This window comes from Microbacterium sp. zg-Y818 (genome assembly GCF_030246905.1).
Lineage (GTDB): Bacteria > Actinomycetota > Actinomycetes > Actinomycetales > Microbacteriaceae > Microbacterium.
The window spans coordinates 709,849-735,198 of the sequence record NZ_CP126741.1; the positions used below are offsets into that span (position 1 = coordinate 709,849).

Sequence of the window (25,350 nt, forward strand, 5' to 3'; positions counted from 1 at the left end):
CCCGCAATTGGAAGGACCCCCATGACCGACGACACGATTTCCGAGATCGGCGCCGACGCGACCGACATCGACCAGTCCGTCACCGTCACCGACACCGACAAGGCACACGCTGAGCAGGCAGCGAAGGCAGGCGGATGCCCCGTCGTGCACGGCGCCGGCGCCGGCGCGGCGCACCCCGCCGGCCAGCCGCACCCCACCACGGGTTCTGCCAACAACGTCTGGTGGCCCAACCAGCTGAACCTGCGCATCCTCAAGAAGAACCCGGCCGAGGCCAACCCCCTCGGCGGCGACTTCGACTACAAGGCGGCCTTCGCATCCCTGGACCTCGCCGCCGTCAAGGCGGACATCGCAGAGACCCTCACCACGTCGCAGGACTGGTGGCCGGCCGACTTCGGCAACTACGGCCCGCTCATCATCCGCATGGCCTGGCACAGCGCCGGCACCTACCGTGCGACCGACGGTCGCGGTGGTGGCGGCGCCGGTCAGCAGCGCTTCGCGCCGCTGAACAGCTGGCCCGACAACGTCAACCTCGACAAGGCACGTCGTCTGCTGTGGCCGGTCAAGAAGAAGTACGGCCAGGCGCTGTCGTGGGCCGACCTCATGATCCTCGCTGGAAACGTCGCGCTGGAGAGCATGGGATTCGAGACCTTCGGCTTCGGCGGCGGCCGCGCCGACGTCTGGGAGCCGGACGACGACGTGTACTGGGGCCCCGAGACCACATGGCTCGGCGACGAGCGCTACACCGGTGAGCGGGACCTCGAAAAGCCCCTCGCCGCAGTGCAGATGGGCCTCATCTACGTCAACCCCGAGGGCCCGGCCGGCAACCCCGACCCGCTCGCCTCGGCACGCGACATCCGCGAGACCTTCGCGCGCATGGGGATGAACGACGAGGAGACCGTCGCGCTCATCGCCGGCGGCCACACCTTCGGCAAGACCCACGGCGCAGCCCCCGACTCCAACCTCGAGGACAACCCCGAGGCGGCGGGTCTGGAGATGCAGGGCCTGGGCTGGAAGAACAACTATGGCACCGGCAAGGGCGACGACACCATCACGTCGGGCCTCGAGGTGACGTGGACCTACCACCCCACCCGCTGGGACAACGAGTTCTTCCACATCCTCTACGCCTATGAGTGGGAGCTCATGAAGAGCCCCGCCGGTGCGCACCAGTGGCGCCCGAAGAACGGCGGCGGCGCCGACATGGTGCCGATGGCCCACGACCCGCAGACCCGTCGCGAGCCCCGCATGCTCACCAGTGACTTGGCGCTGCGCGTTGACCCCGAGTACGACAAGATCTCGCGTCGCTTCCTCGAAGACCCGGTGGCCTTCGGTGACGCCTTCGCCCGCGCATGGTTCAAGCTGACCCACCGCGACATGGGCCCCATCGCCCGGTACCTCGGCCCCGAGGTCCCGACCGAAGAGCTCATCTGGCAGGACCCGGTGCCGGCGGTCGACCACGTGCTGATCGACGCGGCAGACGCCGCAGCGCTGAAGCAGCAGATCCTCGCCACCGGTCTGACGACCGAGCAGCTCGTGTCCACCGCCTGGGCGGCGGCATCGTCGTTCCGCGGCAGTGACAAGCGCGGCGGCGTCAACGGCGCCCGCATCCGCCTGTCGCCGCAGAAGGACTGGCAGGTCAACAACCCGCCGCAGCTGAAGCTCGTGCTCGACGCCCTCGAGGGCGTGCAGAGCGCCTTCAACGAGGGGCGCACCGACGGCAAGAAGGTGTCGCTGGCCGACATCATCGTGCTCGCCGGCAACGCGGCGGTCGAGAAGGCAGCCCACGCCGCCGGTGTCGACGCCGACGTGGTGTTCCACCCGGGCCGCACCGACGCCACGCAGGAGCAGACCGACGCGGACTCGTTCGCGTACCTCGAGCCTGCCGCCGACGGGTTCCGCAACTACTACGGACCCAAGGCGTTCCTCCCGCAGGAGCACCACCTCGTCGACAAGGCGAACCTGCTGACCCTCACGGCGCCCGAGATGACGGTGCTCGTGGGTGGCCTGCGGGTGCTCGGGGCGAACTGGGACGGCTCCGAGTACGGCGTACTGACGAACCGGCCGGGTGTGCTGACGAACGACTTCTTCGTGAACCTGCTCGACCTCGGCACCACGTGGACGCCGCTGGACCCCGGTTCGCAGGCGTTCGAGGGCATCAAGGACGGCTCGGGCGAGCGCGTCGGCCGCGGCACGCGCGTCGACCTGCTGTTCGGCTCCAACTCCGAGCTCCGCGCCCTCGCGGAGGTCTACGCGAGCGATGACGCGCAGGAGAAGTTCGTGCGCGACTTCGTCGCCGCGTGGGGCAAGGTCATGGAGCTGGACCGCTTCGACCTGCGCTGATCCACCCGCACGGCAGCACAGCGGCCCGTCCCCCTCGGGGGCGGGCCGCTGTGCTGCCGTGCGCTCAGCCCAGTTCGCGTCCGTCGAAGAGCGCCCGATGGCAGAAGCCGGCGATGAGGGCCCCGACGATCGGGAAGACGATGAACACCCAGAGCTGCAGCAGCGCGTCAGGACCGCCGTAGAGGGCCGTGGCGATGGAGCGGGCGGGGTTGACCGACGTGTTGTCGATCGGGATGGATACCAGGTGGATGAGGGTGAGCGTCAGACCGATCACCAGTCCGGCGAGCTTCGTTCCCCGGGACGGATGGGTCACCCCCAGGATGACGAGCACGAAGATCGCGGTGAACAGGATCTCGGCGATGATCGCGGCGCCCAGACCGAACCCGCCGGGGGAGTGCTCGTCGAAGCCGTTGCTGGCGAAGCCGCCGTCCTGAGCGGAGCGCAGCCAGCCGTCGGGTCCGAAGAGCCCGATGAGCACGAGGAGGGTGGTCCCCACGGCGCCGCCCACGAGCTGCGCGACGATGTAGGCGAGGGTCTCGCGCCACGGGAAGCGACCCGCCGCGGCCAGCCCGAGGGTCACCGCCGGATTGAAGTGGCCACCCGAGATCGGGCCCCAGGCATAGGCGCCCGCGACCACCGTGAGGCCGAAGGCGAGGGCGACCCCGACGAATCCGATGCCGAGGGATGTGCCCTCGGGGCCGACGCCGTAGTCCGCGGCGAAGAGCGCGGCGCCGATGGAGCCGAACACCAGCAGGAACGTGCCCATCGCCTCCGCGGACATCCGCAGGGCCATGCTCGGTCCCCCGGGGGCGGCGGCGTGGTCGAGAGGCGTGGGGGCGACGTGTTCTTCCGGACGAGGATCATTGCTCATGGCTGTGCCTCCTTTCGGGCTCACAGTAGCCCGCCGCCGCGGGCCTCGATAGCGCCACTGCGAGAGAGCGCGTCGGTCATTGCCGGAAGACGCGACTGATGGCGGCGGCCAGCACGGAGACCTGCATCCAGAGCATGGCGCGATACAGGGGGCGAAGCACGAGAGCGGCGAGGGGGCGCGGCCGGCGCCCCGCGGGTGGCTCCCAGGCCAAGGAGATGCCCAGGTGCGTGCCGCCGGCGGCGTGCTCGAGCGAGAGCGTCACGCGACGGGCGTGGCTGCGGGCGACGTCCGGATACCGGAAGCGCCACTGGACCGACACCGGTTCCTGTGTCGACACGAGATGCATCTCCTGCTGCCGCATCGCCGGTGTGATCCGCAGCGGTCGCCCGTCGGGGGCGTGCGTGCGGGGCCGGCCGATCCAGACGTCGCCGCCGGCCCCGCCGTGCGGTCGGGTCACGCTGCCGATGACGGCATCCCATTCGGGGATCCGCTCCGCGTCGGACACCAGCGCCCACACCTGCTCGGGCGGCGCCGGGACGAACGCCGTCGTCGAGGTCGACAAAGGAGCCTGGTCTCGTCGTCGCCGCGGTGCCGTCGGCAGCCGGTCGGCGTCGTCCAGGCGTCGTGCCACCTCGTCAGCACTCGCCCCCAGGCGCTCCAGGGTCGCGGCGATGAACCCGCTCGGCTCGGCGACCAGCGCGCGCAGGATCGCAGGCGCATCGCCGCCCCGGCCGGCGCGGGAGGCATCCTTCATGACCTGCAGCGCCCGCCCGCTCCAGTGGTACCCCTGCGTCTCGTGGAAGACGATCCGTCCGGGCTCCACCGCCGGCGCCTCGACCCCGAGAGACTCCAGCTGCGCGGTGTGCTGCGCCGACAGGGCGGCCCGCGTGTTCTCGACGGTCACGCCGAGGCTGCGCAGCACCTGACCTGCCACGCCGCCGTCGAGGGTCAGGGCGATGAGCAGGTGCTCGCAGTCCGCTTCGCGCAGGCCCTGACGGGAGGCCTCCTCCATGGCCATCAGCGACAGGACGTGGCTCGTGGCGACCGCCTCGCCGAACGTCGCCATCAGCCGTGCCTCCGCGGCACCGGGATGGCCGGGTCGACGCGTTTGGCGTACTTCTTGTGCACAGCCTGACGGCTGACGCCGAGGGCATCGGCGATGGTCTGCCACGTCATGCCCGCGCGCAGCGCGGCCTCGACCTGCCGCAGCTCGAGTCGGTCGGTGAGGGTCCGCAGGGATGCCACGGCGCGCAGCCCAGCGCGAGGGTCGGCCGTGTCGCTGGCTGCGTCGGCGATCTGAGAAGCTTGCATGCTGTCAACATACGTTGCTAACAAAGGGGGGGTCAACCTGAGTTGCTAAGGTGTGACGCGCACCGGCGGCTCAGAGCCGGCCGGCCGCCTTGAGCGCCAGGTACCGGTCGGCGATCTGCGGCGGCAGGTCATCGGGCGAGGCGCTGAGCGCGTCTCCGCCCGCGCGGGCGACGGCCGCGGCCACCCTGGCAGCGTCGCGCGCGCTGCGCTGCACCGCCGCCGCGCGGTACACGTCATCGGCGGTCCGTCGCCCGCCGGTGGCCTCGTCGGAGGGATCGGGCGCGGCGTCGGTGGCGGTGCCGACGAGCACGTGCGCCCGCCGCGCGACGGCGCCGAGCGAGCCCAGGAACCCGCGGGAGGACTCGGGGGAGTCCTGCGCGGTCAGCAGCACCACCAGCGACGGCCGGGAGGTGAGGGCGCGCACCTGCGCGAAGGCGGCATCCCAGTCGGTGTCGATCAGCTGCGCCTCCACGGGCGCCATCGCGTCGACCATCGCCGGCAGGAGCGCTGGGCCGTCGATGCCGGTGACCCGCGCCCGCAGCACCCGGTCGAACATCGCCAGATGCACGTGGTCGCCGGCGCGCGAGGCGAGGGCGGCCAGCAGCAGGGCCGCCTCCATCGCGGCATCCAGGCGTACGCCGTCCCCGACCCGCGCGGCGGCGGTGCGCCCGGTGTCGACGATGATCACGACGTGCCTGTCCCGCTCGGGGCGCCAGGTGCGCAGCATCGTCGTGCCGGCGCGAGCGGTGGCGCGCCAGTCGATGGAGCGCACGTCGTCGCCGCGGACGTACTCGCGCAGGCTGTCGAACTCGGTGCCCTGCCCGCGCACCTGCACGCTGGTGTTGCCGTCGAGTTCGCGCAGCCGCGCCAATCGTGAGGGCAGGTGACGCCGCGACGCGAACGGCGGGAGCACCCGCACGGCGCCGGGCGCCTCGAGGCGCGCCTGCCGCCCCGCCATGCCGAGCGGGCCGCCGGAGCGGACGACGACGAAGTCGCTGCGCAGCTCGCCCCGCCGCCGTGGCCGCAGCGGCATCGGGATCGTCCGGCGCTCGCCGGCCGGGACGTCCAGCGCAGCGCGGCCCTCCGGCGCGCCAGCCGTGGGCTGCCAGGCATCGCGCAGGTGGCCGCGCACCCGCCGTGGGCCGCCGTTGTGCACGACGAGCGAAGTGTCCACGCGCTCGCCCAGCCGGGTGCGGGTGGGACCGGTGCGCGTGAAGCTCAACCCGCGGGGGTCCGGCGTGGTTGCGGCATCCACGCCCGTCGCCAGCGCGCACAGCACGAGCCACACCCCGGCGACCGCCCACGGGGCGATGCCGGCCGAGCCCAGCAGCACCACGGGCACGACGCCGAGGGCGACCAGTGCAGGAAGACGGCCGGTGACGTACATGGTTCCTTCGGAGACGCGGGTCGGAGACGTGGGGCGGGGGACGCGGGATGCGGCGGGCGGACGCCGGCTCAGATCGGCACGGGGGTCTGCTGCTGCACCGACGCGAGGATCGCCTCCACCGACACGCCCTCGATCTCCGCCTCGGGTCGCAGCCGCAGCCGGTGCCGCCAGGCGGGCATCAGCATGGCCTGCACGTGGTCGGGCGTGATGGCGGGGTAGCCGCCCAGCCACGCCCAGACCTTGGCCGCCGCCAGCAGCGCCGTCGCGGCGCGCGGGCTCGCACCCAGCTGCACGGACGGCGCCTGCCGGGTGGCCCGGGCGAGGTCGACGACGTAGCCGAGCACATCGTCGGCGACGGCGACGGATGCCGCGGCGCGCTGGGCGGCGCGGATCTCGTCGGCCCCGACGACTGCGCTCAGGCCCGCCGCATCGAGGTCACCCGGCCGGAACCCGTCGGCGTGGCGGCGCAGCACCGCGAGCTCGGCGTCGCGGGCGGGGACGCCGATGACGAGCTTCAGCAGGAAGCGGTCCAGCTGGGCCTCGGGGAGCGAGTAGGTGCCTTCGTGCTCCACCGGGTTCTGCGTCGCAGCGACGAGGAAGGGGTCCGGGATCGGGCGGGTGACCCCGTCGGCCGAAACCTGGCGCTCCTCCATGGCCTCGAGGAGTGCGGCCTGGGTCTTGGGGGGCGTGCGGTTGATCTCGTCGGCCAGCAGCACGTTGGTGAACACCGGTCCCTCGCGGAACTCGAACTCGCCCGAGCGCGCGTCGTACACCAGCGACCCGGACACGTCGCCGGGCATGAGGTCCGGCGTGAACTGCACGCGCTTGGTGTCCAGGCCGATCGCCCGGCTGAACGAGCGGACCAGCAGCGTCTTGGCGACGCCGGGCACGCCCTCCAGCAGCACGTGGCCGCGCGCGAGCAGGGCGATCAGCAGCCCTGTCACGGCGCCGTCCTGGCCGATGACGGCCTTGCCTACTTCCAGGCGCACGCGGTTCATCGCCTCGCGCAGGGCGTCGTCGTCGATCGGCGTCGCGGGTGCGGCGGCGGAGGGCTCGAGGTGGGTCACTGCGGGTTCCTCTCGGGTCGGACGGCGAGACGGACGGCCGTCTCGAGATCATCCAGGGCGTCGGCGAGCGCGACGAGTTCGGCGTCGGTGGCGGGCAGGTCGTCGATCAGGATGCCGCGCACGCGGCCGCGGTCCGCCCCGACGAGACCGGCTGCGGCGTCGGCGATGGTGGGGGCGGGGGTCGCGGGACCGAGGCCCAGCGTGCGGGCCAGACGCTCCAGGGCGCCGAAGCGCAGGAGGTCGGCAGCGTGGACGGTGTCCCGGGCTCGGGCGTAGAGGCGCGATCGCCCCTCGGTGGTCTCCGAGGCCCTCACGGTCACCGGCAGGTCCTCGGTGACGAGCGGGCCGAACCGGCGGCCGCGCCACACGATGGCGGCGACCGCCGATGCCAGCACCACGACGATCGCGGGCGTCACCCAGTCGGGCGTGAGCTCGCCCAGTGTCGGGGCGGTGTCGGGGAGAGCGCCGTCGCCGAGGGCAGGCAGGTACCAGATCAGCCTCGGCTGGCGCCCCAGCAGGTTCGCCGCGAGTGCGGCGTTGCCGTCATCGGCGAGGTGCGCATTGGTGAAGAGCTCGCCGGCGTCGAGTGCGGCGATGCGGCCGGTGTCGCGCTCGACCGCGAGGAGGGCGTATCCGTCGCCAGACGGGTAGCAGGCGATGACGCCCGCCCCCGGGGTGAAGACGGCTCCCGGTGCGATCGCGCCGGCACGTTGCGCCTCGGCGAGGGTGCACTCCGGTTCGGCGCGGGCGCCGTCGCCGATCCCGGCGGCTGCGGCGTCGTCGAGGAGCACCCGGACGTCGCGCGAACGGGGGTCGACGAGCACGACGTCGTCGGCCATGCGCGTGAGGCTCTCGAGCGTTTCGTCGTCGAGTGCGGCGGTGTCGGTGAGCACGAGGGTGTCATCGCTGCCGGCCAGGGCCCGCTCTGCCGACGGCCGGTCGCGGACGACGTCGACGCGGATGCCCTGGTCGCGCAGCACCTCCGCGACCGCGCGCGTGCCCCCGGGCCCCACGGACTCCGGATCCAGCGCATCGCGCTCGGTCCAGTCGCCGAGGGAGAGGAGGGCCGCTGAGCCCGCCCCGGTGATCACGAGGGCGGCGGCGATCGCCGCCCATCCGCCGAAGCGTCGGCGGCGTGTGGCGGTGTCGGGCTGGGCGGGCGCCGTCATGGTGCGGGCACCGGGTCGCGCCGGGGGGAGGACACGACGGCGTCGTCGTCGACCGCGGCGACAGCGCGGTAAAGCTCAGGCGTTCCCGGCAGACGCAGGTAGCGCACATCGTCGAAGGCGCTCGCCGCCCGCTCCAGGCGCTCGGCGAGCGCGGGCAGGGCAGCGCCGGCGTCGCGCGCGAAGGCGTGCACGGTGGCCCCGGGGGTGACGTCCACGATGCCGCGCTCGTCGAGCGCGCGGGCCAGCGCGCGGAACCGCTCGACGACGGCCGCATCCCATTCGCCGCGATCGGCGTGCTGCGCGGCCGCGGCCCGCAGCTGGGCGGCGGTGCGCTGCTCGGGATCTCCGAAGAGGTCCGCGGCGGTGCGCGAGCGGGCCGGAGTCCGCGGCATCCCCCAGATGGCGAGCGCGACCACGACCAGGGCGACGATGAGCACGGACACCCCGATCGCCAGCCACGGACCCCATCCCTCGGGGAGCTCGGTGGCGAAGAGGTCGCGGAAGAAGCGCTCCACGCCGTACGCGAAGCGGTCCAGGGCCGTCGGCTCGGTGATCGCGTAGGCGGGGTCGGACAGCTCCGTCTCGGCCCAGCGGCGTGCCTCTTCCCCGTCGGGGATCAGCGGAACGTCCGCGGTCAGGGCTTCACCCACGGGTGCGATCCCTCTTCGCTCGGCGCGCCGGGCTCGGTCCGCGGCGCCGCAGGGGCGGGCGTGGTCGGCGCCGGCGGCGGGTACGCGCCTGGCGGCGGGGGATACGCACCTGCCGCGTATGGCGGGTACACGCCCGCGGGCGGGGGATACGCGCCCGCCGGCGGCGGGTAAGCGCCCGCGGGCGGAGGATACGCGCCCGCAGGCGGCGGGTAAGCGGCGTAGGGCGCCGGGCCGGCCGCCCGCGGGGCCACGGTGCGGCCGATGTGGAGTGTGTACGGATCCTCGAGGTCCGTGACTCCGGCGTCGCGCCGCTCGACGTAGGCGAGCAGGTCCTGGTCCAGACCCTCTCGCCGCATGCGGCAGTCGACGTAGATGAGCGATGTCGCCGTGGACTGCACGATGATCGCGACGGACTGCACGAGCACCGTGACCACCTGCGTCAGCACGCCGCCGACGATGAGGGCGACGAAGAAGCCGGTGTCGGGGTCCCCGGTGGGGGAGAGCACCGTGGAGACGGCGGTGGTCGCCAGCGAGAACGGCAGGCTCACCGCCTGGCCGATGAAGCCGAAGGCGGTCGAGATGAGGACGACGATGCCGAGCGTCGACCAGAATCGGCCGCGGGTGAGCGACCACGACCGTGCGATGGCGCCGGTGATCGTCGCGCGTTCGAGGATGATCGCCGGGGGCACGAGCAGCAGCTTCACCGTCAGCCACAGCGCGAGCGGGATCGCCGCGAGCGCCAGGCCCACCGAGAGCGCCAGCCCGCTGATGGGCTCGCTGAGGACGAGCGCGACGGCGCCGGCGACGACGATGCCCATGGCCACCAGCACGACGAGGGTCAGCAGCAGGGTATAGCCCACCAGGCGCCAGATGACGGGCTTCACCTGCGCCCACAGCGCGCGGAGGGTGAGCTTCTCGGCCACGACGGCGCGGGCCACCTCTCCGACCACCACGCCCTGGACGATCACGCTCACAGCCGCCAGCACGAGGCTGACCAGCACGCTGCCGCCGACGCCGATGGCGATCGAGCCCGCCATCACCTCGTCGAACTCCTGCGTGCCCGGTCGCAGCGTGTCCAGGCGCAGGAACGCCGCGAGGACGATCGCGACGATCGCGAGCGATCCGATGAGCGTGACCACCGACTGCACGGTCAGCGCGAACCCCAGCAGCACTCGCGGGTTCTGGCGCAGGGCCGAGAACGAACGTCCGAGGATGACGCCGAACGACAGCGGGCGCAGCGGGACGATGCCCGGGCGGGTGGCGGGTGTCCAGGCCGGATATGCGGTCATGACTCTCCCTGAGCAGGCTGGGGTGGGTCCTATCGTGTCATAACGCGCGGATGCCGCGACGCGGCTCCACGGAGCGGTGCGGCGACCTTGCGGCGGGGTCGGCTACTCTGGGCGGAGCCCGCCGGCCCTGACTGCGGAGCGGGCTGGGGAACCCGGAGGACGAGCACGCACCCATGACCTCACGCATCCTGGTGGTCGATGACGACACCGCGCTGGCCGAGATGATCGGCATCGTCCTGCGCACCGAGGGCTTCGACACGGTCTTCTGCGCCGACGGCGCGGCCGCTGTCGACGTGTGGCGCGCCGAGCGCCCCGACCTCGTTCTGCTGGACCTCATGCTCCCCGGAGTGGACGGCATCGAGATCTGCACGCGCATCCGAGCCGAATCCGGTGTGCCCATCATCATGCTCACCGCACGCACCGACACCGCCGATGTCGTCCGCGGCCTCGAATCGGGGGCCGACGACTACATCGTGAAGCCCTTCAACCCGAAAGAGCTCGTCGCCCGCATCCGCACCAGGCTGCGGCCGACGACCGAGCCCGCCGGAGAGACACTGCGCATCGGCGACCTCACCGTCGACGTATCGGCCCACGAAGTGCGCCGCGGCGACGAGATCATCGCCCTGACGCCGCTGGAGTTCGAGCTGCTGGTGGCACTGGCATCCAAGCCGCAGCACGTCTTCTCGCGCGAGATGCTGCTCGAGCAGGTGTGGGGCTATCACTACAAGGCCGACACCCGCCTGGTCAACGTGCACGTGCAGCGGCTGCGTGCCAAGGTCGAGCTCGACCCCGACAACCCGCGCATCGTCACGACCGTGCGCGGCGTGGGCTATCGCGCCGGCGCGGTGGTCTGAGGTCCATGTCCCACGCGCACGCGCCGCGGCGTGTGCCGGCCCGCCTGCGGGACTGGCGCTCCTGGCCCCGGAACGTCCGCTATGCGTGGCGGCGCTCGCTGCGCTTCCGCACGGTGCTGCTCGCTCTGGGTCTCAGCGCCCTGGCGGTGCTGGGCGCCTTCGTCTTCATGGCGCTCGCGATCCAGAACGACCTCTTCCAATCGCGCCTCGCGCAGGTGCTGGAAGATGCCGAACGCACCACGCAGGCCGCTCAGGCGACGCTGGACTCCGCCGAGGTCGGCGGCGACCTGGTCGCGGTGGACAACCTGCTGGTCAACGTCAGCACGGTCGCCCGGCAGGGGGCGACCGAGATGACGGCGGCGCTGCGCAGCGACCCCGCGTCGCCGCTGGCGCCTCAGGGTTTCACGACGGGCGGGCTGACCGAGGATTACCTCTCGGAGGGCCTGCGCGCGGCGGTGCAGGACGGGGCCGACCTGCAGTGGTGGCAGTCTGTCGCCCTGCCGGACGGCGACGGCGGGACCGTGCCCGGCATCGTGGTGGGCCAGCAGCTGCAGGTGCCCGAAGCCGGTTCGTACGAGCTCTACTTCGGCTACGACCTCGCCGATGCGTCGCAGACGCTGAGCTTCGTGCAGGTGACCCTGTGGATCGTGGGTGCGGCACTCGTGCTGCTGATCGGCGCGATCTCGTGGGTGGTGCTGCGGTCGGTGACGAGCCCCATCGCCGAGGCGGCCGAGACCAGCGAGCGCCTCGCGCACGGCGACCTCGGCGTGCGGCTCGAGGTGCGCGGCGACGACGAGCTGGCCACGCTCGCGCGCTCGTTCAACGCGATGGCCGACAGCATCCAATCGCAGATCAAGGACCTCGCCGACCTCTCGCTCGTGCAGCAGCGGTTCGTGTCGGACGTCTCCCACGAGCTGCGGACGCCCCTGACCACGATCCGCCTGGCCTCGGACATGCTCAACGACCGGCGCGAGGCGTTCGACCCCGCCACTGCACGCGCCGCGGAGCTGCTGCACGCCCAGGTGCAGCGGTTCGAGACGCTCCTGACCGACCTGCTCGAGATCAGCCGGTACGACGCCGGTTCCGTGCAGCTGGAGATCGAGCCGACCAGCATGACGCAGCTGGCAGAGGACGTGATCGCGTCGATGCAGCAGCTCGCGGACCAGCACGGCTCCGATGTGCGACTCATCGCCCCCGGCGGCTACTCGCCCGTGGAGATGGATCCGAGGCGCGTGCGCCGCATCGTCCGCAACCTGCTGGGCAACGCCATCGAGCACGGGGAGGGCCGCCCGATCGTGGTGACCGTCGACAGCGACCAGCACGCGGTTGCGCTCGGGGTGCGCGACTACGGACTGGGCATGACCGCAGCCGATTCGGAGCGGGTGTTCGATCGCTTCTGGCGCGCCGATCCGTCGCGCAGGCGCACCATCGGCGGCACGGGGCTGGGCCTGTCGATCGCGCTGGGTGATGCGCGGCTGCACGGCGGCACCCTGGCGGTGTGGTCGGCGCTGGGTCGGGGCACCCACTTCGTGCTGACCATCCCCCGGCACGGCAGTGAACTGAACGGGGTCTCGCCGATCGCCGCCGACCCCGGCGACGACGCCGCCTTCGACACGCTCGGACTCACCCAGCCGATCGAGATACCGCCCGCAGACCGGAGGGAGAAGCGATGAGATCGCCGATCCGCGCGCTCGCCGTCGCGATCGCCACGGCATCCGCCCTCATGCTGTCCGCGTGCGCCGGGCTGCCCACGAGCGGCCCGGTCAACCCCGGCCTGCCGCTGGAGGGTGACACGCAGCCGCCCGACATCTCCTTCGTCGCCGACCCCCCGCAGCCGGGTGCGACCCCGCGGGAGATCGTTGAGGGCTTCATCCGCGCGGGTTCGGGGACTCGGGGGGAGTGGGCCACGGCGCGCGAATACCTCACCGCCGCGGCCCGTGAGACGTGGGACCCGTCCGCGAATGTCACGATCGACGACTTCTCGCAGCGGGAGTACATCGAGGCGGGCGACGACACCATCGTGCTGAACGTCACGGCCCAGGCGACCGTTGACGAGGCCGGCTCCTACGACGACCTCGGGGGCGACGACCTCGAGCTGAGGTTCGGGTTGGCGCAGGAGGACGGGCAGTGGCGCATCAGCGAGGCCCCGAACGGCATCGTGCTCGACGACGCCCGGTTCGACGTCGTGTTCCGCAGCTATGCGCTGGCGTACTTCGACCCCACCTGGACCTACCTCGTCCCCGATGTCCGGTGGTTCACGACGACGAACCCCGCCACGAGCGTGGCCAGCGCGCTGCTCGAGAGCGGGCCCAGCCCCTGGCTGACGGGGGCCGTCGCCAACGCCGTGCCCGAGGACGTCACCCTCGCCGCACGCACGGTGCCCGTGCAGGACGACGGCACGGCGCAGGTCGAGCTCACACCCGGGGCGCTGGACCTGGACCGAGAGACCCTGGACCGCGTGCAGACACAGCTGCTCGAGAGCCTCTCCGGCGCCGGCGTCTCCGCCGTTCAGCTGACCGTCGACGGCCAGCCGTTGCCGGCCTCGCGGGTGGAGACCCGCTCGACACGGGTTCCGCCGCAGCCCCTCGTGCTGATGGAGGAGGGCTTCGGCTTCCTGGCGGGTGAGTCGCTCGAGCCGATCGCCGAGCTCTCCGAGGCCATCGTGGACGCAGGCCCGACGGCGGTGCAGGTGTCGGCCGATCAGGATGCCGCGGCGCTGCTGCGCGGCACGGGGGCCGTCGCGCGTGTGGATGCGACCAACGGCTGGGCCGACGTGGACACCCGCCCCGACCTCATCGCCCCCACGATCGACACCGGGAACTGGGTGTGGAGCGTGCCGCGCTCGAATCCGCAGGGGCTGCAGGCCTTCGGTCCGGACGGCACGAGGGTCGACGTCGCGGGCGCGTGGCCCGATGCCACCCGGATCAGCGCGATGGAGGTATCGCGCGACGGGACGCGGGTGGCGGCGGTCGTCAGCGACGGCGGACCGCCGGCCGTGTGGGTGGCCGGCATCGTCCGTGACGGCGGGGTGCCGGTGCGCCTCGGTGAACCGTGGATGCTCGGCTCGCTGGCCGGGCCGGGAACGGACATGGCCTGGCTCGACGCCACGCACGTGGGGATCGTGGCCGACGTCGCCGGTGACACCAACGTGGTGGAGCAGCTCGTGGGGGGACCGGCGGACGTCGTCACCGCACCGGCGGCGGTGACGACGATCGCCCCGACCAACCAGGCCTTCGTCCCGCGGCTGCTCGACACCCGCGGCGTGCTGTATGTCCGCCGGGGGACCAACTGGGGCAATGCCTCCGGCGACCTGCGCGTGATCGTGCTCGGCACGGTGCAGGGCACTCCCGGCTGAGCGCCCCGCCCTCCCCAACCGCCGACGGAGCCGATCCGTCCCCGACGCCCCCGGCATCCTCCGCGGGGTCGGCGGCCCCCGTGCAGACTCGCACCATGATCGCGGTTCCGTCCCTCATGCGCGGCGCGCTCGCCGATGCGCTGTCGCTGGCGTTTCCGACCTGGTGTGCCGGCTGCGACCTGGCCGACACGGCGCTGTGCCCGCCGTGCCGGGCGCAGCTCGCACCCCGGCCGCGCCGCCACAGCGCCGGCGGTCTGCAGATCTGGAGCGGCCTGGGCTTCGAGGGGGTCCCTGCGCGGGTGCTGCGCGCCTTCAAGGAGGACGGGCGCACGTCGCTGGCGCTGGCGCTCGCGCCGGCGCTGGCCGCGGCTCTCGGGGCGTACGACTCGCCGGTCGCGGTGGTCCCGGTGCCCGCATCGCGCGCCTCGGTGCGTCGGCGGGGATATCGCCCCGTCGAGCTCATCGCGCGCCGGTGCGGCGTGCATCCGCACCGGCTGCTGCAGGTCGCCCGGGCCACACGCGATCAGCGAGGGCTGACGCGCGAGGCACGCAGCGCCAACGTCGCCGGCAGCATGACGCTGCGCGCGGTCGTCGACCTGCCGGTGGTGCTCGTGGACGACGTGGTGACCACAGGGGCCACCCTCGCTGAGGCGGCGAGGGTGCTCCGGGCCGGCGGTATGCGCGTCATGGGCGCTGCCACCGTGGCCGTGACGGCCCGCACGTACGGGCGCCGAGATGACATCGGGCGGCGAGGGCGATAGCGTTGGAGGACAAGGCGACACATGGTCCGCCCTTGGCCGGGCGGACCGGAACAAGGAGGTCAAGGATGGATACCAGCATCGTCGGCGTGGGAGTGGGAATCAGCGATCGATTCCGCACCGTAGTCGAAGAAAAGGCCCAGCGCGTCGAGCACCTCGCTCCGCGGGCCCAGCGGCTGGACGTCAAGGTGACCCACCGCGCGTACCACAACGGGCGTATGGAAGACGAGACGGTCGAGCTCACCCTCACGGGCAAGGGTCCGCTGGTGCGGGCCGAGGCGACAGACGGTGACAAGTTCACCGCGCTGGATCTGGCCGTCGACAAGCTCGCCGAGCAGCTGCGCCGTGCCAAGGAGAAGCGCCTCGACGCGCGTGACAAGCCGCGCGGGGCGACCTTCAAGAAGGAGAACGGCGCGCTCGAGGGCATCGACGTGCAGCCCGCTTCGGCGGACGTGCTCGAAGCCGTCGCCACCGGCACCGGCACCGTTCCGGTGCAGGCCGAGAGCGCCGACGAAGCGGACTACACGCCCGTCGTCATCCGCACGAAGCAGTTCGACGCCGAGTGGATGACCGTCGAAGAGGCCGTCGACCGGATGGAGCTGGTCGGCCACGACTTCTTCCTCTTCATCGACGCCCGCACCGACCACCCGAGCGTGGTCTACCGACGCAAGGGCTGGGACTACGGTGTGATCTCGCTGACCACGGCGGCACCGCCGGCGGCGCGCGTCGCCTCATAACCTCTTCTTGCTCAGCGGATGCCGCGTGGACCATCGCCTACACGCGGCATCCGCTTTTTCTGTGCCCTCTCGGGTCAGTCGAACATGCCGTCCAGCAGGCTGCCGATGACGAGGCCGCCGAGGAGGCCCCCCATGATGTTGTTGCCGCCGGGGCCGGCACTGCGACCGCCGCCCCATCCGCCCTGCGGGCCGCCCCAGCCCGGGTCGTCGGGCCGCGAGGCGTCGATGTCCCGCTGGGCGTACTGCAGCGCCTCCGAGGCGAGCATGCCGCAGCGCCGCGCGTCGGCCATGGCCTTCTCGCGGTCGTCCTCGGCGATCGGGCCGGCGATCACGGGGCTGAGCGCCAGCCGCAGGCTCTCCGCCTCGGCCAGGCGCGTGCGGGCGTCGGCGCCGATCCACCCACGGTGGCCGGCGATCACCGAGCGTGCGACCGACAGCTGACGGTCGGCATCGTCCACGGCGTGACGCACGTGCGCCTCGGCGGGGATCGGCCGCGCCGCGCGCTCGCGCGCCTTGGCGATCACCGCGTCCAGGGCCGCGTTCTTCTCGCGCAGCACGGTGAGCTCTGCGAACGGGTCCGCCTTGCCGCCGGCGGGGGTCAGGCTCGCCAGTGCGCGCTCGAGCTCGGCGACAGCCGTGGTCACCGCGGGCACCTGCGGCGCGTCGCGGGCTGCGACGATGTCCTCGCGCGAGTCGGCGACGACCGCGGCGAGGGTCGATTGGGCGCGCAGTGCCTCGACTTCGAAGTCGTCCACGGCGTCGAGCAGGGTGCCCGCCCGCCGCACGGCCTCGATGGCGGTCTCCAGAGCGATGTTGGCGGCGCCGCGCTCGCCGGCGTCGCGACGCCGCTCGGCGACGTCGGCGCCGTGCGCGGCGAAGTCCAGCAGCCCGGCCGCCTCATCGGCGTTGCCGGCGACGCGCTGTGCAGCCGCGGGGGCGTAGCGCAGGCTCACCCGCTCGATCACCGTGCGCGCCGCCGGAACGCGGGCGGTGAGGCGCTCCACGTCCGAGCGGATGCCGGCGAGGATCTCAGGGGCGCGTCGGGCGCGCTCGATGCGCTCGGCCAGCGCGCTGGTCCGGTCCTCGATCAAATCGTCGGCCCACTCGCACAGCTGGATGATGCGGGCGTTGCGGGTGCGCAGCTCTTCGAGGGTGTCGGGGATGTCGTCGTGGTTGAGCTGATTGAGGTGGAACGCCTCGCCCAGGTGGTGACGCACCGCCGCGAGCGCCTCGCGCAGCTCGGCGGTCGCGTCGGAGCCGAGCTCGGCATCCGCGAACACCAGTTCGTCGCTCGTCACCCGCAGTCGCTCATCAGTGGCCACCAGAGCGGCACCCGCCCGGCGCGCAAGATCCGCGTCGTGCTCCTGCAGTTCTTGCTGCTCGCGTTTGCGCTTGCCCCAGAATCCGGCCATACGCCGATCCTACGGCGCACCGTTGCCCGGTGCGCGGGTTCGCTCAGGGCGAGAGTTCAGAGGGCCCCTTCAGGCGACGATGAGGTCACGGGCCGATAACATGGCGGTGTATGCCCGCGCGCCCGAGCGTGCGGGCGCCGGCGCAATCCGCGCCCGAACGACAGATGGAGATGCCCCGTGGCCAACCCTCTCGAGAAACTGCTCCGTGCCGGTGAGGGGCGGGTGCTGCGGCGCCTGCAGCAGGTCGTCAAGGCCGTGGCCGCCCTCGAAGAGGACTACGCGCAGCTCACCGATGAGGAGTTGCGCGGCGAGACTGCGGAGCTCCGCGCCCGCTACGCCGCGGGCGAGACGCTCGACCAGCTCATGCCCGAGGCCTTCGCCGCTGTGCGGGAAGCGGCCAAGCGCACTCTCGGCCAGCGTCCTTACGACGTGCAGGTGATGGGCGGTGCGGCACTTCACCTCGGCAACATCGCCGAGATGAAGACCGGTGAGGGCAAGACCCTGACCGCGGCGCTTCCGGTCTACCTCAACGCCATCGCGGGCAAGGGCGTGCACGTCATCACCGTGAACGACTACCTGGCCTCGTACCAGGCCGAGCTCATGGGCCGCGTCTACCGGGCGCTCGGGATGACCTACGGCACGATCGTGGCCGGCCAGAACCCGCAGGTGCGTCGCGAGCAGTACGCCGCCGACATCACCTACGGCACGAACAACGAGTTCGGCTTCGACTACCTGCGCGACAACATGGCCTGGCGCAAGGACGATCTCGTCCAGCGCGGCCACTTCTACGCCATCGTCGACGAGGTGGACTCCATCCTCATCGACGAGGCGCGCACCCCGCTCATCATCTCGGGCCCGTCCTCGGGCGAGGCCAACCGCTGGTTCGTCGAGTTCGCGAAGATCGCCAAGACCCTCGAGCCCGGGGTCGACTACGAGGTCGACGAGAAGAAGCGCACCATCGGTGTGCTCGAACCCGGCATCGAGAAGGTCGAGGACTACCTCGGCATCGACAACCTGTACGAGTCGGCCAACACGCCGCTCATCTCCTTCCTCAACAACTCGATCAAGGCGCTCGCGTTGTTCAAGCGCGACGCGGACTACGTCGTCATGAACGACGAGGTCATGATCGTCGACGAGCACACCGGCCGCATCCTCGTGGGACGCCGGTACAACGAAGGCATCCACCAGGCGATCGAGGCGAAGGAGGGCGTGCCGGTCAAGGCAGAGAACCAGACCCTCGCCACCGTCACGCTGCAGAATTACTTCCGCCTCTACGACAAGCTCGCCGGCATGACCGGTACCGCCGAGACCGAGGCGGCGGAGTTCATGTCGACCTACAAGCTCGGCGTCGTGCCGATCCCGACGAACAAGCCGATGATCCGCAAGGACCAGCCGGACCTCGTCTACAAGAACGAGCAGGCGAAGTTCGCGCAGGTGGTTGAGGACATCGCCGAGCGCCACGCCGCCGGACAGCCCGTGCTGGTCGGCACGGTGAGCGTCGAGAAGAGCGAGTACCTGTCGCGGCTGCTGGCCAAGAAGGGCGTCAAGCACGAGGTGCTCAACGCCAAGAACCACGCCCGTGAGGCCGAGATCGTCGCCCGCGCCGGGCGGCTGGGCGCGGTGACGGTCGCCACCAACATGGCCGGCCGCGGCACCGACATCATGCTCGGCGGCAACGCCGAGTTCCTCGCGGTGCAGGAGTTGAAGGCCCAGGGCCTGGACCCGGTCGAGACTCCCGAGGAGTACGAGGCCGCGTGGGACTCCGTGTACGCCTCGATGCGCGACACGGTCGCCGAAGAGGCGACGAAGGTCGTCGAAGCGGGCGGCCTGTACGTGCTGGGAACCGAGCGGCACGAGTCGCGCCGCATCGACAACCAGCTGCGCGGTCGCTCCGGCCGTCAGGGAGACCCCGGCGAGAGCCGCTTCTACCTGTCCCTGACCGACGACCTCATGCGGCTGTTCCAGTCCGGCGCCGCCGAGGCGATCCTGGCGCGCACGAACTTCCCCGACGACGTCGCCATCGAGTCGACCATGGTCTCGCGCGCCATCAAGAGCGCCCAGTCCCAGGTGGAGTCCCGCAACGCCGAGATCCGCAAGAACGTCCTCAAGTACGACGATGTGCTCAACCGTCAGCGTGAGGCCATCTACGCCGACCGTCGCCACGTGCTCGAAGGCGATGACCTGTCGGGGCGCATCGAGCACTTCATCGAGGATGCCATCAGCTCGGTCATCGACGACCACACGTCGTCGGGCCACACCGAGAGCTGGGACTTCGACGCACTCTGGACCGAGCTGAAGACCCTCTACCCGGTGTCGGTCACCATCGACGAGGTCGTCTCCGAGGCCGGCCACAAGGGCCGGATCACCCCCGAGATCCTCAAGCGCGAGATCCTTTCCGACGCCAAGATCGCCTACCAGCGACGCGAGGAGTCGCTCGGTTCCCCCGCGATGCGCGAACTCGAGCGGCGCGTGGTGCTGCAGGTGCTCGACCGCCGCTGGCGGGACCACCTCTACGAGATGGACTACCTCAAGGACGGCATCGGCCTGCGGGCGATGGCGCAGCGCGACCCCCTCATCGAGTACCAGCGCGAGGGGTACCAGATGTTCCAGGCGATGATGGGCCAGATCAAGGAGGAGTCCGTCGGCTTCCTCTACAACCTCGAGGTCGAGGTGCGTCGCACCGATGGCCAGGAGGCCGAGGTCGACGCCAAGGGACTCGTTGCCCCCGAGCAGCCGCGCCTGGAGTACTCCGCCCCGAGCGACTCTGGCGACGTGGAGGTGCGCAACGAGCGCGGCCAGGTGCAGCAGGCGGCCACGGCGAAGCTGCGGGAGGCGCGCGCCTCGGGCGGCGTCAGCGCGGGCGGCGTCGACACGCAGGTGCAGCAGCCCTCGCGCGGTGCCTTCGGCCAGCGCACCGAGGGTGCGGCTCCGGCTGCGGCATCCAGCCCCCAGAACCGCGCGCAGCGCCGCGCCTCCGGCAAGAAGAAGTAGCCGGCGGGGGCGGCGTCGCGACGGGGATATCCTGAACCGATGAGTCCGCTGCGCAACCTCGACCAGTCGAGCAAGCTGAAGAACGTCCTGTACGAGATCCGCGGCCAGGCGCTCGCCGAAGCCGACCGGCTCGAGGCCGACGGGCACACCATCCTCAAGCTCAACACCGGCAACCCCGCGGTGTTCGGGTTCGAAGCCCCCTTCCAGATCGTGCGCGACATGATCGAGGCCATCCCGCACTCGCACGGCTACAGCGACAGCCGCGGGATCATGTCGGCTCGGCGGGCGGTGGTGTCCCGCTATGAGGAGACGCCCGGCTTCCCCTCGTTCGACCCCGATGACGTCTATCTCGGCAACGGGGTGTCCGAGCTCATCACGATGACGATGCAGGCGCTGCTCGACGAGGGCGACGAGGTGCTGATCCCCGCGCCGGACTATCCGCTGTGGACGGCGATGACGAGCCTCGCGGACGGCACGCCGGTGCACTACCGATGCGACAGCGCCGCCGGCTGGGAGCCGGACCTCGATGACATCCGCTCTAAGGTCACCCCCCGCACCAAGGCCATCGTGGTGATCAACCCCAACAACCCCACGGGAGCGGTGTACAGCCGCGAGGTGCTGCAGGGGATCGTCGACATCGCGCGAGAGAACTCGCTCCTGCTGCTGTCGGACGAGATCTACGACCGCATCCTGTTCGACGGCGCCGAGCACATTCCGCTGGCGACCCTCGCTCCGGACCTGCTCTGCCTGACGTTCAACGGACTGTCCAAGACCTACCGCGTCGCCGGCTACCGCTCGGGCTGGATGGTCATCACCGGGCCGAAGAAGCACGCGGCCGGGTTCCTCGAAGGCATCCAGCTGCTGGCATCCACTCGGCTCTGCCCCAATGTGCCGGCGCAGCACGCCGTGCAGGCGGCCCTGTCCGGTGTGCAGTCCATCGACCTGCTGATTGCTCCGAGCGGGCGACTGCACGAGCAGCGGGATGCCGCGTGGGAGGGCCTCGAAGCCATTCCCGGCATCACGTGCCATAAGCCCGCCGGCGCGCTCTACGCTTTCCCCCGGCTGGATCCGGAGGTCTACGAGATCCACGACGACAGCAAGCTCGTCTACGACTTCCTCGTCGCCGAGCACGTGCTGCTGGTTCCCGGCACCGGCTTCAACTGGCCGACGCCCGATCACCTGCGCATCGTGACGCTGCCCGAGGCGCGCGTGCTGAGCGAGGCCGTGCAACGGCTCGGGAACTTCCTGTCCTCGTACCGGCAGTGACGGTGCGGGTGGCGGATGCCTGCTCGTCAAGTCCCTGCGGCGGGCGGGCGGCGATCCGTATCGTGCCGCCATGGCCATCGAACTGAACCGACCCGCCCTGCGTCATGCGCGCGCCCTGATCCGCGACGGCAAGGTCGTCCGCGACGAACGCGACGACTGGTCGGAGGCTGCCCCGAGCGCCGACGACGAGAACGCCTTCATCGACCGCGAGGGATGGACCGAGTACTCCCACTGGCACCTCGGCGTCGACCGTGATGAGAACGGGCACACCAAGAAGGCCTATTCCTTTCCCTTCGGCGATTTCCGCAAGGTGCACCGGTCGGGCGTGATCTCGGGCGAGAGCCGCGCCGGACAGTTCGACCACGACGAGATCCGCGACGCGCTGAAGTCGCTGCTCGAGCTGATCGACGCCGAGTAGCGGCGCTCACGCCGGATCGGACGTCACAGCAGCGCGAGCGACGTCGCCCGCCATCGGCGATCCATTCCCTCCAACCGGATCGCGACGGCGCGGGTGCGCGCGGGTCCCGAGACGATCACGACCGCTTCGATCACCCCGTCCAGGGGAGAGGACTGCACGATCGTGCCGATGGCGTGCACGGGTCGGGCTGCGGGGACGCCTCGGGCGCTGCGGGCGCGAGCGGCGAGGTTGGCGCGGGTGACGAGGGCGCGGTACGGCTCCTCGGCGAACCAGCGCGCCAGCTGGTCGACCTCGCGCACACCGGCGAGCACTTCGAGAACGCCGCGGGTGAGGTTGCGCAGGAGCGGCTCGGGATCGGGGAGTTCGGCCGAGGGGGTCCGCTGCGGCGCGAGGAAATCCTCGACCGCCACCGACATGTGCTCGGGCCGCGACGCCGGTGAGGGGTGGGGGACCATGCGGTGTCCCTTCTCTGGGCGTCGCGCGGGGGCAAGTGGCATGAGTGAACCACAGCGCGCCGGTCGCGCGGGATGAGAATCCTCCAACCTGTGGACAACGCCGCGGGCCCTGCGGGGGCGGGCGATACATTCGCGGGATGCGCTGGGATCGGCTGTTCGAGGACCTCGAGGACCAGCTCGCGTCGGAGTGGGAGGCGGAGCGGGCAGCGCTGGACACCGAGGCCGAGCGACTTCGACTGTCCAAGCTGTCGCTGCGTGAGCGGCTGAGGGCCCTGGTGGGAACCGAGCCCGCGGTGTCGGTGGACCTCGTCGACGGCACCGTCGCCACGGGCACCGTCTCAGCCGTCGGCGCGGACTGGTTCGCCATGACGACCCACACCCGGCGTGGGGGAGCACTGCTCGTGCCCTTCGCCGGCACCGCGGCGATCGGCGTGCCGCACGCGGACCTGCTGCGCAGCGCCCGTCCGGTGACGTCCGCCGCACGCCTGGCCGACCGCATGACCCTCGGCTTCGTGCTGCGCGACCTCTCCCGCCGGCGCATCCCGATCACGGCGGGCCTCGCCGGTGGGCGGCTGCTGTCGGGCACGATCGATCGCGCGGGCGCTGATCACGTCGATCTGGCATTGCACGACCTGGACGCGCCCCGGCGCGCGGCGGCGGTGGGCGGTCACCGGCTCGTTCCGACCGATGCCGTGCTCTGGGTGCGACTGGACTCCCCGGCCGCGCTGGCGTGAGGTGTCAGTCGGGGCGCTGCACCGCGCCGCGGCCCCACAGCTCCGGGAAGCTTGCGGCGTTGGACTGGCGCCACAGCGCCATGCGGCGCGCCTCCTCCGCCTGGTCGTCGAGGTAGCGCTCCACGCTGTCGCCTTCGATGCGCCAGCGGGCGGGGGAACCGACCTTCATGCCGCGCAGCCTTCCATCGAGCACCAGCGCCACCACTTCCTCGACCGACACGCTGAGCACTTCGGCGACCTGTGCAGGGGCGAGCAGGCGCGCATCTGGGGGGGTTGCGCTGGGCATCCACCCATTATCAGCCGCGTAGACCCAGCCTGCCCGCTCCGCGCCGGCCTGTGGATAAACGACGCTCCAGGCCCGCGGGTTGGGCCACCATGGTGCCCATGACCGCGCCCGAACCCGCTCCCGTCCGCAGGCGGGCGTTCTGGGCGGACATGCGGTTCGTCCTCGGCATCGTGCTCATCGTCGCCTCGATCGCCGGCGTCTGGTTCGTGGTCGCGGCGGCGCGGCAGACCGTTCCCGTGTTCGCTGCGGCGCGCACGATCGTGCCGGGTGAAGCGGTGGAGGCCGACGCCCTGCATGTCGTCGAGGTCGCCCTCGGTCAGGTGGGCGACGACGTCTACGCCGCACCCGGGCTGCTCCAGCCGGGCGCGATCGCCGTACGCACGATCTCGGTGGGAGAGCTGGTGCCCCTCAGCGCCGTCGGCGAGGCGTCGGCCAGTGACCTGACCTCAGTGGTGCTGCGGTCGGCCACGGATGTGCCCGCAGCCGTCGGCGCCGGAACGGCGGTGGAGCTGTGGGCGGCGCCCGCTTTGCAGCACGGGGCGTTCGACGAGCCGCGCATCCTCGTGCCCGACGCGACCGTGGCCACGGTGACACGCGACGACTCCGTCATGGGAGCGGGCCGTCCGGCCCTCGAGCTCATCATCCCGCGCGCCGACGTGGCTGCGACCCTCTCGGCGATCGCCGGGGGCGCTGCCCTCTCGGTCGTGCCGGCCGTGGGCGGTGCGCGGTGACCACGGCCGTCGTCGCCGTGGACGGCACCGCCGCCTCGGACATCGCGCTGCACCTGGGGCGGCTGGGCATCACCGCGTCGGCGGCCGTCGCCGCCGACGCGCCTGCGCGCGCGGCGGCCGACGCGATGCTCGCCGCCGAGGGACGTGATCTGCTCGGCGTCATCACCGCCGCGGACCTGTTGATGCTGGAACTGCGACGCGACACCATCGCGCCGGCGCTCGTGTCGCTGTGCGACCGCCACGGCGTGCGGATCGTGCCGCTGAGCGAGGTGCCGGGCGAGGACCGGCTGTCGCAGCTGTACGGACTTCCCCCACCGCTGCCGCTGCGAGACGGCGGTCGGGTCGCAGAGGCTCTGCACGTGCGTCTCGCGTCGGTGCCGGCGCCGCCCACGCCGACCGGGCGGGTGATCGCGGTCTGGGGGCCGACCGGGGCGCCAGGGCGCAGCACCGTGGCCGTCGAGCTGGCGGCCGAACTCGCCCGCGACGGCAGGCGGGTGGGGCTCGTCGACGCGGACACCCACGCCCCGTCGCTCGCGCTGGCGCTCGGCCTCGCCGACGAGGGACCGGGCTTCGCCGCGGCCTGCCGGCAGGTCGATCACGATGGGTTGACCCCGGCGGAGCTCAGCCGCATCAGCGTGCCGCTGGGGCGCGGGGTCGAGGTGCTCACAGGCCTGAACCGCCCGGGGCGCTGGCCCGAGCTCACTGCGGAGCGGGTCGGCGGAGCTCTGCAGGTCTGCCGTGCGTGGGCGGACGAGACGATCGTCGACGTGGCGGCGTCGCTGGAGCAGGACGAGGAGATCGTCAGCGACCTGGCGGGGCCGCGGCGCAACGCCGCATCCCTGGCCGCGGTGCGGGCGGCGGACCTCATCGTGGCCGTGGCGTCGGCGGACCCCGTGGGCATGGCGCGGTTCGTGCGCGGCCACGCCGACCTCCGGGCCACGGTGGGCGCTACGCCCGTGGTCGTCGTCGTCAATCGCCTGCGCGCCGGCGCGCTGGGCATCGATCCACGCGGTCAGGTGCGCGCGACGCTCGACCGCTTCTGCGGCATCCGCGACGTCTGGTTCCTGCCGATGGACATCAAGGCGGCGGATGCCGCGATGCTCGCGGCCCGGCCCGCGCAGGAAGTCGCCGCCCGCAGCCCGCTGTCCGCCGCGGTGCGGCGCCTGGTGGGCGAGGCCATCGCTCCCGTCGCACCGCCGCCACCCGTCGGGCGGCGGCGGCGCGCCGGATCGGGCCGACGGCAGGGCCTCTTCGCGCGGACCGCGTGAGCGC

At 71.9% G+C, this 25,350-nt stretch carries 23 protein-coding genes; 12 read left to right on the plus strand and 11 right to left on the minus strand.

All coding sequences use genetic code 11. The features are described from left to right. Positions 1 to 21: 21 nt before the first annotated feature. Positions 22 to 2,337, plus strand: a complete 2,316-nt coding sequence (gene katG, locus QNO21_RS03105) for a catalase/peroxidase HPI (RefSeq protein ID WP_257519517.1) — start codon at positions 22 to 24, stop codon at positions 2,335 to 2,337. 64 nt (positions 2,338 to 2,401) lie between these two features. Here katG and aqpZ read toward each other — a convergent pair whose 3' ends face one another. The 8 genes from aqpZ to QNO21_RS03145 form a co-directional block, all read right to left on the minus strand. Next, positions 2,402 to 3,130 (minus strand): aquaporin Z, encoded by a 729-nt coding sequence (aqpZ, locus tag QNO21_RS03110; protein WP_257519592.1) that lies wholly within the window; start codon positions 3,128 to 3,130, stop codon positions 2,402 to 2,404. Between the two features lie 154 nt (positions 3,131 to 3,284). Continuing rightward, a complete protein-coding gene (locus QNO21_RS03115) occupies positions 3,285 to 4,274 on the minus strand; it encodes an SRPBCC family protein (protein WP_257519516.1) in 990 nt (329 codons plus the stop codon). After that, positions 4,274 to 4,519, minus strand: coding sequence for a helix-turn-helix domain-containing protein (locus tag QNO21_RS03120; RefSeq protein ID WP_257516590.1), 246 nt, complete (start codon positions 4,517 to 4,519; stop codon positions 4,274 to 4,276). Before QNO21_RS03120 ends, QNO21_RS03115 begins: the two co-directional genes overlap by 1 nt. Before the next feature lie 70 nt (positions 4,520 to 4,589). Further along, positions 4,590 to 5,906: a DUF58 domain-containing protein gene (locus tag QNO21_RS03125; RefSeq protein WP_257519515.1), complete on the minus strand. Its 1,317-nt coding sequence runs from the start codon at positions 5,904 to 5,906 to the stop codon at positions 4,590 to 4,592. A 68-nt stretch (positions 5,907 to 5,974) separates the two neighbouring features. Further along, positions 5,975 to 6,904, minus strand: coding sequence for an AAA family ATPase (locus tag QNO21_RS03130; RefSeq protein WP_257519591.1), 930 nt, complete (start codon positions 6,902 to 6,904; stop codon positions 5,975 to 5,977). A gap of 65 nt (positions 6,905 to 6,969) precedes the next feature. Then, entirely contained in the window at positions 6,970 to 8,142 is a 1,173-nt protein-coding gene (locus tag QNO21_RS03135; RefSeq protein WP_257519514.1) for a DUF4350 domain-containing protein, read from the minus strand. Further along, entirely contained in the window at positions 8,139 to 8,792 is a 654-nt protein-coding gene (locus QNO21_RS03140) for a DUF4129 domain-containing protein (RefSeq protein WP_257519513.1), read from the minus strand. Before QNO21_RS03140 ends, QNO21_RS03135 begins: the two co-directional genes overlap by 4 nt. After that, complete coding sequence (locus tag QNO21_RS03145) at positions 8,777 to 10,081, minus strand: glycerophosphoryl diester phosphodiesterase membrane domain-containing protein (RefSeq protein ID WP_257519512.1); 1,305 nt, start codon at positions 10,079 to 10,081, stop codon at positions 8,777 to 8,779. Before QNO21_RS03145 ends, QNO21_RS03140 begins: the two co-directional genes overlap by 16 nt. Positions 10,082 to 10,254: 173 nt before the next feature. On the opposite strand from QNO21_RS03145, the gene mtrA reads away from it, so the two are divergent. The 5 genes from mtrA (at position 10,255) to hpf (ending at position 15,785) form a co-directional block, all read left to right on the plus strand. Next, entirely contained in the window at positions 10,255 to 10,935 is a 681-nt protein-coding gene (mtrA, locus tag QNO21_RS03150; RefSeq protein WP_257516508.1) for an MtrAB system response regulator MtrA, read from the plus strand. A gap of 5 nt (positions 10,936 to 10,940) precedes the next feature. After that, the gene (mtrB, locus tag QNO21_RS03155) at positions 10,941 to 12,608 is read left to right on the plus strand and encodes an MtrAB system histidine kinase MtrB (protein ID WP_257519511.1); all 1,668 of its coding nucleotides are present in this window, start codon (positions 10,941 to 10,943) and stop codon (positions 12,606 to 12,608) included. Further along, entirely contained in the window at positions 12,605 to 14,290 is a 1,686-nt protein-coding gene (locus tag QNO21_RS03160) for an LpqB family beta-propeller domain-containing protein (RefSeq protein ID WP_257519510.1), read from the plus strand. The genes mtrB and QNO21_RS03160 overlap by 4 nt, the downstream gene beginning before the upstream one ends. 95 nt (positions 14,291 to 14,385) lie before the next feature. Next, a complete protein-coding gene (locus QNO21_RS03165) occupies positions 14,386 to 15,051 on the plus strand; it encodes a ComF family protein (protein ID WP_257519509.1) in 666 nt (221 codons plus the stop codon). 65 nt (positions 15,052 to 15,116) lie between these two features. Continuing rightward, entirely contained in the window at positions 15,117 to 15,785 is a 669-nt protein-coding gene (gene hpf / locus QNO21_RS03170) for a ribosome hibernation-promoting factor, HPF/YfiA family (RefSeq protein ID WP_257519508.1), read from the plus strand. A 74-nt stretch (positions 15,786 to 15,859) separates the two neighbouring features. On the opposite strand, the gene QNO21_RS03175 is transcribed toward hpf, so the two are convergent. Further along, on the minus strand, positions 15,860 to 17,197 hold the full coding sequence (locus QNO21_RS03175) for a coiled-coil domain-containing protein (RefSeq protein ID WP_257519507.1): 1,338 nt from the start codon (positions 17,195 to 17,197) through the stop codon (positions 15,860 to 15,862). Positions 17,198 to 17,374: 177 nt separating this feature from the next. Here QNO21_RS03175 and secA point away from each other — a divergent pair, with 177 nt between their 5' ends. From secA to QNO21_RS03190, 3 genes are all read left to right on the plus strand, one after another. Then, the gene (gene secA, locus QNO21_RS03180; RefSeq protein WP_257519506.1) at positions 17,375 to 20,188 is read left to right on the plus strand and encodes a preprotein translocase subunit SecA; all 2,814 of its coding nucleotides are present in this window, start codon (positions 17,375 to 17,377) and stop codon (positions 20,186 to 20,188) included. 39 nt (positions 20,189 to 20,227) lie between these two features. After that, positions 20,228 to 21,454: a pyridoxal phosphate-dependent aminotransferase gene (locus tag QNO21_RS03185; protein WP_257516383.1), complete on the plus strand. Its 1,227-nt coding sequence runs from the start codon at positions 20,228 to 20,230 to the stop codon at positions 21,452 to 21,454. A 70-nt stretch (positions 21,455 to 21,524) separates the two neighbouring features. Continuing rightward, on the plus strand, positions 21,525 to 21,872 hold the full coding sequence (locus QNO21_RS03190; protein ID WP_257519505.1) for a hypothetical protein: 348 nt from the start codon (positions 21,525 to 21,527) through the stop codon (positions 21,870 to 21,872). 23 nt (positions 21,873 to 21,895) lie between these two features. On the opposite strand, the gene QNO21_RS03195 is transcribed toward QNO21_RS03190, so the two are convergent. Continuing rightward, on the minus strand, positions 21,896 to 22,327 hold the full coding sequence (locus QNO21_RS03195) for an Rv3235 family protein (protein ID WP_257516716.1): 432 nt from the start codon (positions 22,325 to 22,327) through the stop codon (positions 21,896 to 21,898). 137 nt (positions 22,328 to 22,464) lie between these two features. Here QNO21_RS03195 and QNO21_RS03200 point away from each other — a divergent pair, with 137 nt between their 5' ends. After that, the gene (locus QNO21_RS03200; protein ID WP_257519504.1) at positions 22,465 to 23,061 is read left to right on the plus strand and encodes a hypothetical protein; all 597 of its coding nucleotides are present in this window, start codon (positions 22,465 to 22,467) and stop codon (positions 23,059 to 23,061) included. A 4-nt stretch (positions 23,062 to 23,065) separates the two neighbouring features. On the opposite strand, the gene QNO21_RS03205 is transcribed toward QNO21_RS03200, so the two are convergent. After that, positions 23,066 to 23,347, minus strand: a complete 282-nt coding sequence (locus QNO21_RS03205; RefSeq protein WP_257516719.1) for a helix-turn-helix domain-containing protein — start codon at positions 23,345 to 23,347, stop codon at positions 23,066 to 23,068. Between the two features lie 98 nt (positions 23,348 to 23,445). Between QNO21_RS03205 and QNO21_RS03210 the strand changes: the two genes are divergently transcribed. Beyond that, the gene (locus tag QNO21_RS03210; protein ID WP_257519503.1) at positions 23,446 to 24,078 is read left to right on the plus strand and encodes a hypothetical protein; all 633 of its coding nucleotides are present in this window, start codon (positions 23,446 to 23,448) and stop codon (positions 24,076 to 24,078) included. After that, entirely contained in the window at positions 24,075 to 25,346 is a 1,272-nt protein-coding gene (locus QNO21_RS03215) for a CpaE/TadZ family protein (protein WP_257519502.1), read from the plus strand. Before QNO21_RS03210 ends, QNO21_RS03215 begins: the two co-directional genes overlap by 4 nt. The last annotated feature ends 4 nt before the right edge of the window (positions 25,347 to 25,350 follow it).

Bases quoted from the DNA above. Each gene is read 5' to 3' on its own strand.
- QNO21_RS03200 (WP_257519504.1), top strand. From the start codon at position 22,465: ATGCGCTGGGATCGGCTGTTCGAGGACCTCGAGGACCAGCTCGCGTCG.
- QNO21_RS03160 (WP_257519510.1), top strand. From the start codon at position 12,605: ATGAGATCGCCGATCCGCGCGCTCGCCGTCGCGATCGCCACGGCATCC.
- QNO21_RS03185 (WP_257516383.1), top strand. From the start codon at position 20,228: ATGAGTCCGCTGCGCAACCTCGACCAGTCGAGCAAGCTGAAGAACGTC.
- QNO21_RS03125 (WP_257519515.1), bottom strand. From the start codon at position 5,906: ATGTACGTCACCGGCCGTCTTCCTGCACTGGTCGCCCTCGGCGTCGTG.
- QNO21_RS03115 (WP_257519516.1), bottom strand. From the start codon at position 4,274: ATGGCGACGTTCGGCGAGGCGGTCGCCACGAGCCACGTCCTGTCGCTG.
- QNO21_RS03190 (WP_257519505.1), top strand. From the start codon at position 21,525: ATGGCCATCGAACTGAACCGACCCGCCCTGCGTCATGCGCGCGCCCTG.
- QNO21_RS03210 (WP_257519503.1), top strand. From the start codon at position 23,446: ATGACCGCGCCCGAACCCGCTCCCGTCCGCAGGCGGGCGTTCTGGGCG.
- QNO21_RS03145 (WP_257519512.1), bottom strand. From the start codon at position 10,081: ATGACCGCATATCCGGCCTGGACACCCGCCACCCGCCCGGGCATCGTC.
- QNO21_RS03135 (WP_257519514.1), bottom strand. From the start codon at position 8,142: ATGACGGCGCCCGCCCAGCCCGACACCGCCACACGCCGCCGACGCTTC.
- mtrA (WP_257516508.1), top strand. From the start codon at position 10,255: ATGACCTCACGCATCCTGGTGGTCGATGACGACACCGCGCTGGCCGAG.
- hpf (WP_257519508.1), top strand. From the start codon at position 15,117: ATGGATACCAGCATCGTCGGCGTGGGAGTGGGAATCAGCGATCGATTC.
- katG (WP_257519517.1), top strand. From the start codon at position 22: ATGACCGACGACACGATTTCCGAGATCGGCGCCGACGCGACCGACATC.
- QNO21_RS03120 (WP_257516590.1), bottom strand. From the start codon at position 4,519: ATGCAAGCTTCTCAGATCGCCGACGCAGCCAGCGACACGGCCGACCCT.
- QNO21_RS03175 (WP_257519507.1), bottom strand. From the start codon at position 17,197: ATGGCCGGATTCTGGGGCAAGCGCAAACGCGAGCAGCAAGAACTGCAG.
- QNO21_RS03165 (WP_257519509.1), top strand. From the start codon at position 14,386: ATGATCGCGGTTCCGTCCCTCATGCGCGGCGCGCTCGCCGATGCGCTG.
- QNO21_RS03195 (WP_257516716.1), bottom strand. From the start codon at position 22,327: ATGGTCCCCCACCCCTCACCGGCGTCGCGGCCCGAGCACATGTCGGTG.
- QNO21_RS03205 (WP_257516719.1), bottom strand. From the start codon at position 23,347: ATGCCCAGCGCAACCCCCCCAGATGCGCGCCTGCTCGCCCCTGCACAG.
- QNO21_RS03130 (WP_257519591.1), bottom strand. From the start codon at position 6,904: ATGAACCGCGTGCGCCTGGAAGTAGGCAAGGCCGTCATCGGCCAGGAC.
- aqpZ (WP_257519592.1), bottom strand. From the start codon at position 3,130: ATGGCCCTGCGGATGTCCGCGGAGGCGATGGGCACGTTCCTGCTGGTG.
- mtrB (WP_257519511.1), top strand. From the start codon at position 10,941: ATGTCCCACGCGCACGCGCCGCGGCGTGTGCCGGCCCGCCTGCGGGAC.